The following is a 14,795-nucleotide window of genomic DNA, read 5'->3' on the forward strand; positions in this document are numbered from 1 at the left end:
GTATCACCCGTCACCAAATCTCCTGCAGTGTCTCTATTCGCCGCAAAGGATCGCTGCGGTGCTGGACGTCCTGGCGGAGGAGGGGATCTCCGCGTCGCGCGCGCTTAGCGGGGCCAATTTGCGGCGTGCCGCCCTCAGGGATTCGTCGGTGCGCGTCTCCTATCGGCAGGTCGGGACGGTCTTTCGCAATGCGATGCGGCTGTCGTGCGATCCGGCGATCGCGTTTCGTGCCGGAGAACGAATGCATGTCATGGCTTACGGCATGTACGGCTATGCCATGCTGAGCAGCCCGACGCGGGTCGGAGTCATCGACTTTGCGGCCAAGTATGGACGGATCCTCGGAACGGTCGCCGACATCGACCTTACCCGCAAGGGCGATACGATGAGCTGCCTGCTCGAGCCGCTGCTTTCGCGCGATCCGGCCGATGACGTCTATCGGTTCGCGCTCGAGTTCGCCTTTGCGACCTATCAGACGCTGAGCCGTGACGTCTATGGCAGCTCGTTCCGCTTCTCGAAGCTGAGCGCCGCCTATGCGCCGCCGCCGCATGCTGCGACCTATGACCGCATCTTCCAGTGTCCGGTCGAGTTCGACCAGTGCAGGAATTCGCTGGAATTCGATGCAGCCTGGATCGACCGTGCGGCGGTCGGCCCCGACGCGATGACCAGGACGATGGCAGGCCGAATCTATGATCAGCTTCTCGATCCTGTCGCGCGGGGCGACGGTCTTGCCGCCGACATCCGGCGACGGCTCGTTGAGCATCCCGGCCGCTTCCCGAGTATGGAGGCAATGGCGGCGGAGCTAGCGATACATCCGCGGACGTTCCGCCGCAGGCTGCAGCTGCAGCGGAAAACCTACCGACAGATCGTCTCCGAGGTCCGCATGCAGCTCGCGGTCGGCTATTTGCGCAACACGCAAATGACCAATGACGAGATCGCAGCGCGGCTTGACTACAGCGACGCGGCGAACTTCCGCCACGCCTTTGTCCGCTGGACCGGCAAAAGCCCGTCGGACTTCCGCGATGGCCGGACACCAGGCATCGCGGCAGGCGCGCAAGATTCATTGGCGGATGTCCCAAACTAACCGGTCAAGCGGGCCAATTGCACCTTTTACGGGTCTGACCTGCTCGATAGCGTTTTGAGACCAAAAGGATGCGCGGCTGCGCGATCGGGGTCTGCATGGCGCAGCTCGCGGGGCTGCGCGGCAATCATAAAATGTCGGGTCGTGCGGGACGCACTGCGTGATCCGGGAGGGGACATTCTGACATGAATACGGTCGTCGATCGCTCTGCGCCGCCGTCGCAATTGCTGCTCGCGCTCGAGGTGCGCGGGATCTGGGAGCTGCAGGCGTTCTTCGCGAGCTATCCGCTGCTTCGCCGTGCGCCGCGCGGCGATGGACATCCGGTCCTCGTGCTGCCGGGGCTTTCCGCCAGCGATATCTCGACGCGACCGTTGCGTGCTTACCTGAAGGCGCAAGGATACGCCGTCCACGGCTGGAAGCTCGGACCCAATCGCGGTCCGCGACCCGGCGTCGAGGCTGCCATGGACGCAAGGCTGGCCGAGCTCGCGGAGCGATACGATCGCAAGGTCAGCCTGATCGGCTGGAGCCTCGGCGGTGTCTTTGCGCGCGAGATTGCGCGGCGCGCACCCGATCTGGTCCGCCAAGTGATCACGCTCGGCAGCCCGTTCGCCAACGAGCCGAAGGCAAGCAACGCCTGGCGTCTCTACGAGATTCTGAGCGAGCGCCAGATCGACGACTGGCCCGACAGGGACATCATGAAGTCCCCGCCGCCGGTACCGAGTACGGCGATCTATTCACGCACCGACGGCATCGTCTCGTGGTGGGGTTGCCGCGAGCAGCATGCCGACCGGACCCAGAACATCGAGGTCGAAGGCAGTCATTGCGGGCTCGGACACAATCCGGCCGTGCTCTATGCGATCGCGGACCGCCTGGCGCTCGCCGAGGATGAATGGTCACCGTTCGACCGGGGCGGCCTGCGCAGCATGGTGTACCCCGATCCGGACCGCACCGAGGATAATTTGAAACTGTTTCGGCCGCCGTCGCCGGTGGCCTGAGGCGCGCTCCACAGGATGGCGCTCTGTCGCCGTCCGCCAAACACCAGAAGGAGGACCATCGATGGGGACCGATGACAAGCAATCCGACGCAGCCGGCACGGGCGCGATGCTGTGGCTCGGCGACCTGAAGAAAATGGCCGAGAAGTTCACGCTGCCAGGGTTCGATATCGCCGCGCTCGTCGAGTGGCAGCGCAAGGATATGGAGGCGTTGGCGGAAGCGAACCGGCAGGCCTACGAAGGCATCCAGGCGCTGGTCAGCCGGCGCAACGAGATTCTGCAGGAGACACTCGCGCAGTGGCAGGCGGCGATGCAGGATCTCGCAGGCGGCGCAGCCATGACGAAGCAGGCCGAGGCCGCCAAGCAGCAGGTCGAGAAGGCGGTCGCGGATTTCCGTGAGCTGTCGCAGATGGAGGCGCAGGCGCGCAACAACGCCTGGAAGGTCATGCAGGAGCGCATGCAGGAGAACCTCGCCAACCTTCAGAAGCTGTTGCAGCCGAAGTAGTGCTGCGTGTGTGAGGCGCCAACCATCAGGGGAAAGCCATGAGTCTGGCCAAGTTGCAGGACTTGACGGGTCGCGTTGCGCTCGTCACGGGCGGATCGCGAGGTCTAGGTCTTCAGATCGCCGAGGTGTTGGGCGAACTCGGAGCCAAAGTCGCGATCACCGCGCGCAAACGCGATGAGCTCGACGCTGCGGCCGCCCACCTGAAGGGATTGGGGATCGAAGCGCTGCCGGTGGTTTGCGACATGGGCAGACTGGATACGATCCCACCAATGATCCAGCAGGTCGTGGCGGCGCTTGGCCCGATCGACATCCTCGTCAACAACGCCGGCACCTCGTGGGGCGCCGCGACGATCGAGCATACGCTCGACGGCTGGAACAAGGTGATCAACCTGAATGTGACGGCGATCTTTGTTACTACCCAGGAGGTGGGACGCCGCTGCATGGTGCCGCGGCGCCGCGGCAAGGTGATCAACATCGCATCGATTCAGGGGCTGACCGGCGGCTATCCGGAAGGCACGCCGACGCTGGCCTACAACGCGAGCAAGGGAGCGGTCGTCAATCTGACCCGCACGCTCGCCAATGAATGGGCACCGCTCGGCATCAACGTCAACGCGATCGCACCGGGCTACTTCCCGACCAAGATGACCGCACAGCTCGACCAGGACGCGACCGCGCATATGGCGCCCATGAATCGCGGGGGTGGTCCCGAAGACCTCAAGGGCGTGGCCGCGTTGCTCGCCTCCGACGCATGCGCATTCATCACCGGCCAGACCATTGCGGTCGATGGCGGCGTCACCGCCGTCTGATCCGAGAGACTGTGGAAGGGAGAGATTTCATGAACGACATGCCTTGGACCCGATCCTATCCCGACGGCGTGCTGTGGGATATCGAGATCGCTCCCGAACCCGTGCAGAGTCTCCTGGATGAGACTATCGTGAAATGGCCGACGCGTCCTGCCATCGATTTCATGGGCAAGCGGCTCACCTACGGCGAGCTCGGGCAGCTCACCAACCGGGTGGCCAAAGGCTTGCAGTTGCTGGGCGTGAAACCGGGCGTCCATGTCGGCCTCTATCTGCCCAATACCCCGCATTACATCATCGCATTCTTTGGCGTACTGAAGGCCGGAGGCACCGCCGTCAACTACTCGCCGCTCGATGCCGCCCAGGTGCTCGAACACAAGATCGAGGACAGCCGGACCGATGTTCTGATCACGCTCGACATGGCGTCGCTTTATCCGCAGATGGCGGCGATGCTGGGCAAGACCAGGCTTAAGAAGTTGGTGGTCGGCTCACTCGCCGAGATGGCGTCCGACCCCGGTCAGGTCACTGGCGACATGAAGGCGGCCAAGCAGCTGAGCGAGGTCACCTGGGATGATCGTCACGTCAGGTTCGACCAGTTGATCCGCAATGACGGGAGCTACGAGACCTATCGGATCGCTGATCCACGCGAGACCATCGCTGTGCTGCAATATACCGGCGGCACGACGGGTCTGCCGAAGGGAGCGATGCTCACCCACGCCAACCTGACCAGTGCGTGCCAGCAGTACCGGGCGACAACGGCCGGCTCACCGCCGGTGCTGGTCGACGGGCAGGAGCGCTTCCTGGCTGTCTTGCCACCGTTCCACATCTACGCGCTTTCCGTGAACGTACTTTTCGGCGTCCTGATGGGCGCGGAGATTATCCAGCATGTCCGCTTCGATCCGAAGGCCGCGCTCGAGGAAATCTCGACCAAGTCGGTCAGCGTCTTCTGCGGGGTGCCCACGATGTTCACCGCGCTGATCAACCATCCGGAGACGGCGAAGCACAGCCTGCGCGCCCTGAAATATTGCGGATCCGGCGGCGCTCCGCTGCCGCTCGAGGTGGCGCAACAATTCGCCTCCATCACGGGCTGCAATTTGAGCGAAGGCTGGGGCATGACCGAGACCTCGCCGAGCGGCACGTTTACGCCGGCGCAGCCGGGAGCCATGCGCAAGACTGGCTCCTGCGGCATGCCAATGCCCGGCATCGACATCAAGTTCCTCGACGTCGACAACGGCAGCCAATACGTCCCGCTCGGCGAACGCGGCGAAATCTGCATCAAGGGCCCGAACGTGATGAAGGGCTACTGGAACAAGCCGGACGCCACTGCCGAGGTCACGACCACGGACGGCTACCTGCGCACGGGCGACGTCGGCTACATGGATGAGGATGGCTTCATCTTCATCGTCGATCGTACCAAGGACATGTTGTTGTGCAGCGGATACAACGTCTATCCGCGCGTCCTCGAAGAGGCGATCTACAAATATCCGGCGGTCGAGGAAGTCGCCGTGATCGGCATCCGCGACGAGTATCGCGGCCAGTCGCCGAAGGCCTTCGTCAAGCTGAAGGCCGATGCCAAGCCGTTCAAGCTCGAGGAGCTGCAGGCGTTCCTGAAGGACAAGCTCGGCAAGCACGAGATGGTGCAGGCGCTCGAAATCCGCGCCGAACTGCCGAAGACCGCGGTCGGCAAGCTTTCGAAGAAGGAGCTGTATGACGAGGAGGAGCAGGCGGCCCGGGCGCAGGCCTGAGATCGCCTGCGTGAACTGGATCGGTAGCGGCTGACAAGCATCGGGTCTGGCCGCAATGAAATGACCGCGACGCGCCCGATATCGCCACACGGTCATCAAGACGGCGATCGCCGTCACAACGTCTTGGGAGGGAAGAATGGATCAACTCAGCAGCATGGATGCATCGTTCCTGCATCTCGAAACGCCGGAAACGCCGATGCATGTCGGCAGCCTGATGATCTTCGATCTCCCCGAGGGCTACCAGGGCGACTACTACGAGGATGTCAAGGGGATGCTCGGCAAGCGTCTCCATCTTTCGGGATTGCTGAACCGCAAACTGGCGCAGATGCCATTCCAGCTCGCCGAGCCGGTCTGGATCGAGGACGATGATATCGAGCTCGATTATCACGTGCGGACCGTCACCTTGCGGCGGCCAGGCACCATGGCACAGCTCGAGCAACTGGTCGCGCGGCTGCACGCCTCGCTGCTCGACCGCAGCCGTCCGCTGTGGGAGATGTATGTTATCGATGGCCTCGAGAACGGCCAGGTCGCGTTCTATACCAAGGCGCATCACAGCGGCGTCGACGGCAAGGCCGGTGTCGAGCTCGCCAAGGTGCTCTACGATGTCTCGCCCAAGATGCGCGAGGTGCCGCCGCCACGGCGCAAGCGCGCCACCGGGCAATACCAGCTCGGCGTGACCGAGCTGTTGCAGGCGGCGGCCAACAATGCGGCCCAGCAATACCGCAAGCTCGCCGAGTTGCTGCCGACGGCGGCCAAGGCGCTCGGCACCGCCGCCACCGTGATGGCCAGCCAGCGCTCGCAGAAGGGAGAGCGCTCGCTCAGCCTTGGACTGGCGCCGAAGACGGTGTTCAACGATTCCATCACCAACCAGCGCTCCTACAGCACGATGTCGTTGCCGCTCGCCGACATCAAGCTCCTGGGCAAACGTGTCGGCGGTACCGTCAACACCATCGTCATGGCGATGTGCAGTATCGCGCTGCAACGCTTTCTCGCCGAGCGCGGCCTGCTGCCCAAGGAAGCCCTGATCGCGATGGTGCCGGTCAGCCTGCGTGCCGAAGGTGACAAGGCGATGAACAACCAGGTCTCGGCGGTACGCGTGGACCTGGCGACCGATATCGATGACCTGCCAACCCGATTCAAGGCGATCCACGCGTCATCCGAGGCGGCCAAGGCGGTCGTGCGCGAACTCAAGCCGGTGCTCGGCGTCGACGTGCCGATCACGGGCTCGCCATGGCTGATGACCGGCCTTGCCTCACTGCTTGGCCGCTCCAACCTCGCCAGCCGCATGCCGGCAGCGGGCAACGTGCTGATCTCCAACGTGCCGGGACCGGGGCAGCACCTCTACATGGCCGGCGCACGGATGGTGCATTATTTCCCGGTCTCGATCCCCTATCACGGCAGCGCGCTGAACATCACGGTGCACAGCTATTCGGGCCTGCTCGAGTTCGGTCTGACGGCGTGCCGGCGTGTGGTCTCGCAGGACGAGTCCTACGAGATGATCGAGCATCTCCGGGCAGCCTTGCGCCAGATCGAGGCTCTGCCGCCGGTCGAGGCCGAGGTCGTCGAGCTGCAACCTGCGGCTCAAGCGAAGGCGCCATCCGCGACCGCAGCGTCGGTGACGGTCATCCAGACCGACGAGGTGCCGCCGGCCGCCGCAAACGACAAGGCAAGCCGGGCCAGCTAGGCGCCGAGGCCTTCAACGCTTCACATCGCCGGAGCCGGGACGCCACCGCGGTCTCCCGCTCGGCGCCGGAATCAAAAGAACATTTGGAGGAAACCAGGATGCACCCACCCGCCGCAAAGGGATCCCTGTCGGTACTGGAAAGTCCGGCGCATAAATCCCTGTTCTCGAAGATCGATTGGCGCCTGATCCCGCTTCTGCTGATCTCCTACATGATCGCCTATCTCGATCGCATCAATATCGGCTACGCACAGCTGCAGATGAAGCAGACATTACCGTTCGATGATGCGGTCTATGGTCTCGGCGCGGGCATCTTCTTCGTCGGATATTTCCTGTTCGAGGTGCCGAGCAACCTGCTGCTGGAGAGGATCGGCGCGCGCAAGACCCTGCTGCGCATCATGGTGCTGTGGGGACTCGCGGCATCCGCCATGATGTTCGTGTCGACTCCGTTCCAGTTCTATCTCGTCCGCTTCCTGCTCGGCGTGTTCGAGGCTGGCTTTTTTCCCGGCGTGATTCTGTACTTTACTTATTGGTATCCGTCGGCGCGGCGCGGGCAGGTGATCGCCATCTTCATGTCGGCGACAACGATCGTGTCCGTGATTGCCGGTCCGTTGTGTGGCTCGATCCTGAAGTATTTCGACGGTGCAGGCGGGCTTCATGGTTGGCAGTGGCTGTTCCTCGTGCAGGGTTTGCCGGCGCTGATCCTCGGCATCCTGGTTTACGCCTTGCTCGAGGACAAGCCCGCGCAGGCCGCGTGGCTCTCGAAGGACGAGAAAGCCTTGCTTGATGACGCGTTCCAGCACGATGAGAAGGACATTCAGAGCGAGCCCTCGGGAACGTTCGGGCAGATGCTGAAGGACCCCAAGGTCTATGTGCTGTCGTTCGTGTATCTGCTCCTGCTCGGCGCGACCTATACGATGGTCTTCTGGATGCCGACCCTGATCCAGAGTTGGGGCGTCAAGGACCTGTTCCTTGTCGGCGTCTATGCCGCGATCCCGAACGCCGCCGGCGTCATTGGCATGATCCTGATCGGCCGTCACTCCGACAAATGGCACGAGCGCCGATGGCACTATGCCGCCTGCGTCGCGATCGCCGCGTTCGGTCTGTTCATCACAACGATGCTGCAGGGCAACCTCGTCGGATCGATCCTCGCGCTGTCCTTTGCGGTGATCGGAATTGCGTCGGCGACGCCGTTGTTCTTCGCGCTGACCAGCGAATATCTCTCCACCGGCGCCGCCGCCGGCGGTCTTGCGCTGATCAGCAGTCTCGGAAACCTCGGTCCGGCAATCAGTCCTTCGATCAACGGACTGATCGTGCGAAGCACCGGCGACAACATCTACAGCATGTACTTCGTGATGGCGCTTTACGTGCTGTCGGGATTGCTGTTGCTGCTGTCGATGCGGCCTGCTCCCAGTGCACGGCTGGCGATGGCGTGAGCACGATTTGAGCGGCCCGGCTCCGTGCGGGCCGCGCCGCCGGGCGCTCCGTTGGAATGTTGCCGGTTATCTGGAGAATATTGGGACACATGCGATGAGAGTCGTGCTGCTGGGGCCGCCTGGCGCGGGCAAGGGAACGCAGGCGAAGCGCCTGGTCGAGGAATACGACATACCGCACCTTTCGACCGGCGACATGCTGCGTGCTGCGGTCGATGCGGGCACCGGCATCGGACGGAAGGTCAAGGACACCATGATGAATGGTGGGCTCGTTCCTGATCAACTCGTGATCGCCGCGGTGATCGAACGCATCTCGCAAGCGGATGCCAGGCGTGGCTTTGTGCTCGACGGCTTCCCGCGGACGATGGCCCAGGCGGTCAGCTTCGACGATCTGCTCGATACCGAAGGTCTTGCGATCGACCACGTCGTCGAGCTCAAGGCCGACGAGACGGTGTTGTTGGACCGGATCGAGACGCGGGCCCGCGAGGCGAGAGAGCAGGGCGGCGCGGTGCGTGCCGACGACAATCACGAAACGCTCAAGCTGCGTATCGACGCCTATAAGGAGCAGACCGCCCCACTGGTCGACTATTATAGGTCGCGGAATATTCTCAGAACCGTCGACGGATTGCAGCCGGTCGAGGTCGTCACCCTCGACGTCGTCAGGGCGATCGGCCAAGATCGTTCGGTGATGTGATGCCGGCCACGCAAAACCGCGGTCCGCGATCCCGACTGTCCGGCGATCCCGACCGGATCGAGGTACTGGAGCCATTGCGCAAGTCGCTTGGTGAGGTGAGCGAAACGGCCGATCAGTTCGAGCAGGCTAGAGCCTTGCTGCGGGCGATCGAGCGGGTCTCCCACACACATGCTGCCGACCCGATCTGCGCCGGCACGCCTGCCGAGCTGACGCAGCGCGACGAACGTCGCCTGGCGCGGAGGCGGCTCGTCGCGTGCGCGGTCCGGGGATTGGCGCAAGACCGGTGCGGCAGCGAGGGGAGGCGCCTTATGTCGGTGAGGGGAAACGAAGGTCAATGCGCGCTGGTGACCGGAGCATCGGCCGGCATCGGACTCGAACTCGCGCGCGTGCTCGCAGCCAATCGCTTCAGCCTCGTGCTGTTGGCGCGCAACCGCGACAAGGTGCAGGAGCTCGCGCGCGAGCTCAAGACCAGTCACGCCACCAAGGTGACCATCGTGGCCGCCGATCTGAGAGAGCCGGCAGCGCCGGAGGCGGTGTTCGATTCGCTGAAGAGCGCCGGCGTGCGGGTCGACCTGCTCGTGAACAATGCCGGTCTCCTGTTCGAGGGACCCGCCGGCGCAATCGGCCTCGACGACCAGTTGCGGCTGCTGCAAGTCAATGTCGTTGCCATGACGGCATTGACCCGTCTGTTCCTCGCGCCGATGCTCGAGCGCAACCACGGACGGATCCTGAACGTTGCGTCAGTCGCGGCCTTCATGCCGGTGCCGAATCTTGCGGTCTATGCCGCGTCAAAGGCCTATGTGCTGTCGTTCGGCGAGGCGTTGTCCCAGGAATTGAGCGGCAGCAAGGTCACGCTGACGACGTTGTGTCCCGGCGTGACGGACACCGGAATGGTACATGGCACCAATCTCGGCAACATGCCGAGCATGATGATCATGGATGCGAAGACCGTCGCACAGGAGGGCTACCGCGCTTGCATGGCGGGAAAGCCGGTACATGTCGCGGGACTTGCCAACGAACTGGCGGTCCAATGGATCAAGTATCAGCCGAGTTGGCTCTTGCGGGCCATCGGCGGGGTGTTCGGAAAGGCCGGGCCGCCGAACTGACGTCTCGTACTCGCCTGGCGATGCACGGTTGCATGGGCCATTCTTGACCATCAACAACGGACGCTACTCATGGGACGTGACGAGCACACCGTCGAACCACCTTCGCTCGCCCTGCTTGCTGCGGAGGGGCGCGGCTTTCTCGACATCCCGACGCTGCTGGCCGTGGCGGCGCCGCTCCTGGCGACCGCGCCGCGGGGACCGCGGCATCCGGTCATGGTGCTGCCCGGGTTGGGCGCCGATGATCGGTCGACGTTGGCCATACGCTCATTCCTCGAGTTCCTCGGCTATCAGGTTCATGGCTGGGGCCGCGGCCGCAATGTACGCGCGCCGGATGCGGACCTTTCCGCCGTGGCGGCGCAAGTCATCGAGCTCGAAAAGCAGGGTGGCTCGAAGGTCAGCCTGGTCGGCTGGAGCCGCGGCGGCATCATTGCGCGCGAGGTTGCGCGGCAAATCCCCGCGGCGGTGCGGATGGTCATCACGCTCGGCAGTCCGTTCGCAGCGCCGGGTGCGAGCAACGTCCGCGCGATCTGGCGGCTTCTGACCGGTCAGAAGTACGAGCCGCCAACAGCCGAGCGGATCAGTCGCCTCGCGCGACCTATTCCTGTGCCGACAACGTCGATCTATACCCGTGCCGATGGTGTGGTGGCGTGGCGCGCCTGCCTGGAGCAGGAGGGTGGGGAGCGCGAAAATGTCGAGGTGAACACGACGCATTTGGGGCTTGGCTTTCATGCGCCCGCGCTGTGGGTGATTGCCGATCGCCTCGCTCAGCCGGCGGGGACCTGGAAGCCGTTTCGTCCGCCTCTGCAGGTCGCAATCTGGTTTCCGACAGCGACGCGCCGCGATTGAGATCGCAAAGGCGCAGCTGCCTGACGCTACCGCGCAGCGCTTCCCGGTGACCGCATCTCCCCAACCATCATCCGCAGCAGCTGCATCGCAGCGGGCGGTAACGTACGTCCCTGACGCGAGACCACGTGGGTGCGGCCGCGGTGCAGCAGCGCGTTCTTCATCGGCAGTGCCACCACCTTAGCGGCATCGGCCTCCGTCATCGCAAGGCGCGATGCCAGCGCATAGCCAAGTCCGGCGATCACGTAATGGGCGAGTGCGTCGAACGAGGCGGTGGTAAACGCGAAATTGAGGCGGACGCCCTCGCTGATCTCGGCGGCCTGGACATGCTGGCGCAGGCCGAAATTGGGATGCATTGCGGCGCCGGGGTAGGGGACAAGGTCGGCGAGCCTGAGCGGTCGGCCGAGTTTGGTCAGCGGATGCCCGCGCGGCACCACGGCCTTGATCGGATGCGGCTGCGAATGATGCGAGCGCAGCCGATCGTCGCGCGGTGGATTGAACAGGACACCGATATGCGCGCGTTCGTCCACGACTTGCTGGACGATCTCGTCGGTGCTCCCGATGTCGAGGCTGATCGTGATCTTCGGGTGGCTTTGCATGAAGCGGCACAGGCTGCTCTTCGCCAGCCAGTCGACATAACCTTCGCCCGTCATGAGATCGATATGACCCGACTCGATCTTGCGGATGCTGTCCATCTGCGCCAGCAGCGCCCGTCGTTCGCCCCGCTGGCGGTGGAGGTAGGCGGCCAGGAGTTGGCCGGCGTCGGTCGGCGCAACGCCGCGGCCCCGTCGTTCGAGCAGGCGCGCGCCATATTCCTTCTCGAGCAGGCCAAGCGCCCGGCTGACCGCCGAGGCGTCCATGCCGAGCGCGCCGGCGGCGCCGCGCACGGAGCCGCTATTGAGCACTTCCATGAAATAATGCAGTCGGCGCGGCTCCAGCTTGGCGTTCATCGGCGTGGTCCTGATCGTTGCAAACAGCACAACGAATATTCAATGGCATGGCCATTCATGCAAGCGCGTGAACGTGGGCGCGCGACAACGGATCAGCGTCGGAAATCGGATTCGCGATCCGGGATTGGCCGGCTCGCTCGCGCTGACATGAGCAAAACCGACATCTGTTCTGTGCTCCGAGCGGATCCTATCGATTGCTCCCACGCTTCACCCGTCGCTTGTTGGGGGAATTTCGCAAGCTCAGCGCGGAGGGCTGCTCCTCCTCCTGACATTTTAGGGTCGCTCGAACATGTTCGGCGAGCTTCAACGCATTGTCGGCATTGGATGCAAGACGAGATAGGAGGTGAGATAACAGTTTGAACTCCTCCCTCGTCAGCGTCCCAAACAATGCGTCGTTGACTGGTCGCTGCAAGGCCGCAAGGCGGATCAATAGACTCATTCCGTGCTGGGTGAGGGCAAGCTGCACCCGCCGTCCGTCGTCGGGATGGGGGCTTTTCTCGAGCATTCCGTCCGATACCAGCTTGTTGATCTCGTTGGTGACGAAGGCGCCGCTCAGGTACAGCCGTTCGGCGACCTGATTCACGCCCATCGGCTCATCCGCAGTCGAGTTCTTGATCGCGATCAGGATCAGATACTGGGTCGGCGACAGGTCGACGAAGCCTGCGAATATTTCCCGGCAGGCTTCCAGGCTGCGTCCGAACGCGAAATAGTCGTAGAGCAGGCCGCGAAGCGTGCGGTCGCCTTCCTTGTCGAGCAACTCGGGTTTCGACGCCGTCAAAAGCGCATCGGTCACGCGGTCAATCTCCACGCCAAATCATGGCCTTGCGGTTTGCCTAAGAAGCACGCATGCGGCCGTCCAGCAAGGGGGCTTGACATTTTCAAATAGCTTTGTCAGAAAGCTATCTGAGAATTATAATTCGCTGTCAGAAGCAAGGCGGAGTTCCATGGAGGATCGTTCATTCAGACGTGCCCTCGGCGAATTCGCCACCGGCGTCGCGGTGGTGACCGCGCGCGGCAACGGGGAAGAGCTCATCGGCATGACCATGAGCTCGTTCAACTCGGTCTCGCTCGATCCGCCGCTCGTTCTCTTCAGCGTCGACCGCAAGGCGCGCAGCCTGCCTGCGATGCTCGAAGCCAAGGGCTTTGCCGTGAACATCCTGGCGCGCGACCAGGAAAACATCTCCAACCAGTTCGCGCGCGCTCTCTCCAACAAATGGGACCAGGTGAAGACGTCGGTCGGCCATGCCGAGGCCCCGCTGATCTCCGGCGCGATGGCTCATTTCGAATGCGCGCCCTACGCGATCTATGAGGGCGGCGACCATGTGATCTTCGTCGTCCGTGTCATCAGGCACGCGAGCCGCGCCGAGGCCGCCGCTCCCCTTATCTTCTTCCGCGGTCGATACCGCGATCTCGTCGATGACACCCAGCGCGAGCCGACCTGGCCGCTTCCCATTCACTACTAGCTTTGAACCGGAGACCTGCGATGCGTAGCGCAAAGGAATATCTGTCAGGCCTGAAGGACGGCCGGACCATCTACATCAATGGCGCCTCGGTCGGCGACGTCACGACGCACCATGCCTTCCGCAATCTCGCCACCTCCATGGCGGGCCTGTTCGACTTTGCGAATGCCAAGGAGAACGTCGATCTCATGACGTTCGACACGGGCACAGGTCGGGCCAACCGTATCTGGCAGCTTCCGACCTCCTATGCCGAGCTCGTGACGCGTCGAAAGGCGCTCGAGGCATGGGCCGCTCTGCATGCCGGCTTCATGGGTCGCGCCCCGGACCACGTGGCGTCCTGCATTTCCGGCCTGTATATGGGGCTCGACGTTTTCAAGGCCTACGATCCCGCCCGCGCCGGCGCGCTCGAGAGCTACTACCGCTACGCCCGCGACGAGGACCTCTATCTCACCTACGTCATCATCAACCCACAGGCCGATCGCTCCAAGGGTGCAGCCGAACAGGCCGATCCGTTCCTCACCGCCGGCGTCGTCGACCGCGACGCGGAAGGGATCACGATCCGCGGTGCAAAGATGCTCGCCACCGGCGGAGTGGTCGCCGACGAAGTCTTCGTCACCACCATCCAGCCGATGCGTCCGGGTGAAGAGCGTTACGCAATGTCGTTCGCGATCCCAATGAACACGAAGGGCCTCAAGATGCTGTCGCGGAAATCCTACGAGGATGCCGCCGGCGCAGTGTTCGACAACCCGCTGTCGAGCCGCTTCGACGAGAACGACTCGGTTCTTTATTTCGATGACGTGAAGGTGCCGTGGGACCGGGTCTTCATCGAAGGCAACGTCGAAATGTGCCAGAAGCAGTTTCATGCGACGCCCTGCCACGTCTATCAGAACTACCAGGCGATGGTCCGCCTGAGTGTGAAGCTCAAATTCCTGACCGGCCTTGCGCATCGGATAGCCGACATGAACGGCGTCACCCAATTCCCGCAGGTGCGCGAAATGCTCGGCCAGCTCGCGGCCGAGACCGGCATGGTCGATGCCCTGGTGGCGGCGATGGAGGCCAAGGGCGCGCAGGTCGGCCCGTACTTCATCCCGGACCGGCACACGCTCTATTCCGCGCAGGTGCTGACGCAGCAGCTCTATGCCCACATCGTCAATACGCTGCGCGAGCTCGCCGGCGGCGGCATGATCATGCTGCCCTCATCGGTTGCGGACTTCGACAACCCCGAGATCGCGGCCCTCATCGGCAAGACGCAGCAGTCGCCGAAGGCCAACTCGCATGACCGCGTCAAGTTCTACAAGCTCGCCTGGGACGCCGTGGGCTCCGAGTTCGGCTCGCGCCACCAGCAATACGAGATGTTCTACGCCGGCGCGACCTTCGTCACCAAGGGCCATTCCTATCGCACTTACGATTGGGCCGGCGCCGATCGGCTGGTCCAGGCCATGCTCGATTCCTACGACCTCAACGACGTCTCGACCGCCAACAAAGCCGCCTGATCCAGGGAGACAATC

The 14,795-nt window shown here is 63.4% G+C and carries 14 protein-coding genes; 12 read left to right on the forward strand and 2 right to left on the reverse strand.

Annotation, left to right across the window (positions count from 1 at the left end):
* Positions 1-58: 58 nt before the first annotated feature.
* The 10 genes from E2I15_RS37445 (at position 59) to E2I15_RS37490 (ending at position 10,880) form a co-directional block, all read left to right on the forward strand.
* Positions 59-1,081 carry an AraC family transcriptional regulator gene (locus E2I15_RS37445; protein WP_246667907.1) on the forward strand — a complete coding sequence of 341 codons (1,023 nt, stop codon included), beginning with the start codon at positions 59-61 and terminating at the stop codon, positions 1,079-1,081.
* Between the two features lie 182 nt (positions 1,082-1,263).
* Positions 1,264-2,073 carry an esterase/lipase family protein gene (locus E2I15_RS37450; RefSeq protein ID WP_137476775.1) on the forward strand — a complete coding sequence of 270 codons (810 nt, stop codon included), beginning with the start codon at positions 1,264-1,266 and terminating at the stop codon, positions 2,071-2,073.
* Positions 2,074-2,134: 61 nt separating this feature from the next.
* Positions 2,135-2,575: a phasin family protein gene (gene phaP / locus E2I15_RS37455; protein WP_137476776.1), complete on the forward strand. Its 441-nt coding sequence runs from the start codon at positions 2,135-2,137 to the stop codon at positions 2,573-2,575.
* 38 nt (positions 2,576-2,613) lie between these two features.
* Entirely contained in the window at positions 2,614-3,381 is a 768-nt protein-coding gene (locus E2I15_RS37460; RefSeq protein ID WP_137476777.1) for an SDR family oxidoreductase, read from the forward strand.
* A gap of 29 nt (positions 3,382-3,410) precedes the next feature.
* Complete coding sequence (locus E2I15_RS37465) at positions 3,411-5,120, forward strand: long-chain-fatty-acid--CoA ligase (protein WP_137476778.1); 1,710 nt, start codon at positions 3,411-3,413, stop codon at positions 5,118-5,120.
* A gap of 136 nt (positions 5,121-5,256) precedes the next feature.
* Complete coding sequence (locus E2I15_RS37470) at positions 5,257-6,804, forward strand: WS/DGAT/MGAT family O-acyltransferase (protein ID WP_137476779.1); 1,548 nt, start codon at positions 5,257-5,259, stop codon at positions 6,802-6,804.
* A gap of 98 nt (positions 6,805-6,902) precedes the next feature.
* Entirely contained in the window at positions 6,903-8,237 is a 1,335-nt protein-coding gene (locus E2I15_RS37475; RefSeq protein WP_137476780.1) for an MFS transporter, read from the forward strand.
* A 94-nt stretch (positions 8,238-8,331) separates the two neighbouring features.
* Positions 8,332-8,928, forward strand: coding sequence for an adenylate kinase (locus E2I15_RS37480; protein WP_137476781.1), 597 nt, complete (start codon positions 8,332-8,334; stop codon positions 8,926-8,928).
* Positions 8,929-9,236: 308 nt separating this feature from the next.
* Positions 9,237-10,034 carry an SDR family NAD(P)-dependent oxidoreductase gene (locus E2I15_RS37485; protein WP_137476989.1) on the forward strand — a complete coding sequence of 266 codons (798 nt, stop codon included), beginning with the start codon at positions 9,237-9,239 and terminating at the stop codon, positions 10,032-10,034.
* Between the two features lie 69 nt (positions 10,035-10,103).
* Positions 10,104-10,880: an esterase/lipase family protein gene (locus E2I15_RS37490; protein WP_137476782.1), complete on the forward strand. Its 777-nt coding sequence runs from the start codon at positions 10,104-10,106 to the stop codon at positions 10,878-10,880.
* Between the two features lie 26 nt (positions 10,881-10,906).
* On the opposite strand, the gene E2I15_RS37495 is transcribed toward E2I15_RS37490, so the two are convergent.
* Together E2I15_RS37495 and E2I15_RS37500 are read right to left on the reverse strand one after the other, a co-directional pair.
* Positions 10,907-11,827 carry a LysR family transcriptional regulator gene (locus E2I15_RS37495; RefSeq protein ID WP_137476783.1) on the reverse strand — a complete coding sequence of 307 codons (921 nt, stop codon included), beginning with the start codon at positions 11,825-11,827 and terminating at the stop codon, positions 10,907-10,909.
* A gap of 187 nt (positions 11,828-12,014) precedes the next feature.
* A complete protein-coding gene (locus E2I15_RS37500) occupies positions 12,015-12,620 on the reverse strand; it encodes a MarR family winged helix-turn-helix transcriptional regulator (protein WP_137476784.1) in 606 nt (201 codons plus the stop codon).
* A gap of 151 nt (positions 12,621-12,771) precedes the next feature.
* Between E2I15_RS37500 and E2I15_RS37505 the strand changes: the two genes are divergently transcribed.
* Together E2I15_RS37505 and E2I15_RS37510 are read left to right on the forward strand one after the other, a co-directional pair.
* Entirely contained in the window at positions 12,772-13,290 is a 519-nt protein-coding gene (locus E2I15_RS37505) for a flavin reductase family protein (RefSeq protein WP_137476785.1), read from the forward strand.
* Positions 13,291-13,310: 20 nt separating this feature from the next.
* Entirely contained in the window at positions 13,311-14,780 is a 1,470-nt protein-coding gene (locus tag E2I15_RS37510) for a 4-hydroxyphenylacetate 3-hydroxylase family protein (protein WP_137476786.1), read from the forward strand.
* Positions 14,781-14,795 lie beyond the last annotated feature (15 nt).

Origin of the sequence: Bradyrhizobium sp. BR2003, assembly GCF_009720285.1 — a bacterium.
Classification (GTDB): domain Bacteria; phylum Pseudomonadota; class Alphaproteobacteria; order Rhizobiales; family Xanthobacteraceae; genus Bradyrhizobium; species Bradyrhizobium elkanii.

Coding starts and splice junctions, on each gene's coding strand:
- E2I15_RS37505 (WP_137476785.1), top strand. CDS start 12,772: ATGGAGGATCGTTCATTCAGACGTGCCCTCGGCGAATTCGCCACCGGC.
- E2I15_RS37480 (WP_137476781.1), top strand. CDS start 8,332: ATGAGAGTCGTGCTGCTGGGGCCGCCTGGCGCGGGCAAGGGAACGCAG.
- E2I15_RS37470 (WP_137476779.1), top strand. CDS start 5,257: ATGGATCAACTCAGCAGCATGGATGCATCGTTCCTGCATCTCGAAACG.
- E2I15_RS37465 (WP_137476778.1), top strand. CDS start 3,411: ATGAACGACATGCCTTGGACCCGATCCTATCCCGACGGCGTGCTGTGG.
- E2I15_RS37495 (WP_137476783.1), bottom strand. CDS start 11,827: ATGAACGCCAAGCTGGAGCCGCGCCGACTGCATTATTTCATGGAAGTG.
- E2I15_RS37510 (WP_137476786.1), top strand. CDS start 13,311: ATGCGTAGCGCAAAGGAATATCTGTCAGGCCTGAAGGACGGCCGGACC.
- E2I15_RS37450 (WP_137476775.1), top strand. CDS start 1,264: ATGAATACGGTCGTCGATCGCTCTGCGCCGCCGTCGCAATTGCTGCTC.
- E2I15_RS37490 (WP_137476782.1), top strand. CDS start 10,104: ATGGGACGTGACGAGCACACCGTCGAACCACCTTCGCTCGCCCTGCTT.
- E2I15_RS37460 (WP_137476777.1), top strand. CDS start 2,614: ATGAGTCTGGCCAAGTTGCAGGACTTGACGGGTCGCGTTGCGCTCGTC.
- E2I15_RS37485 (WP_137476989.1), top strand. CDS start 9,237: ATGTCGGTGAGGGGAAACGAAGGTCAATGCGCGCTGGTGACCGGAGCA.
- phaP (WP_137476776.1), top strand. CDS start 2,135: ATGGGGACCGATGACAAGCAATCCGACGCAGCCGGCACGGGCGCGATG.
- E2I15_RS37475 (WP_137476780.1), top strand. CDS start 6,903: ATGCACCCACCCGCCGCAAAGGGATCCCTGTCGGTACTGGAAAGTCCG.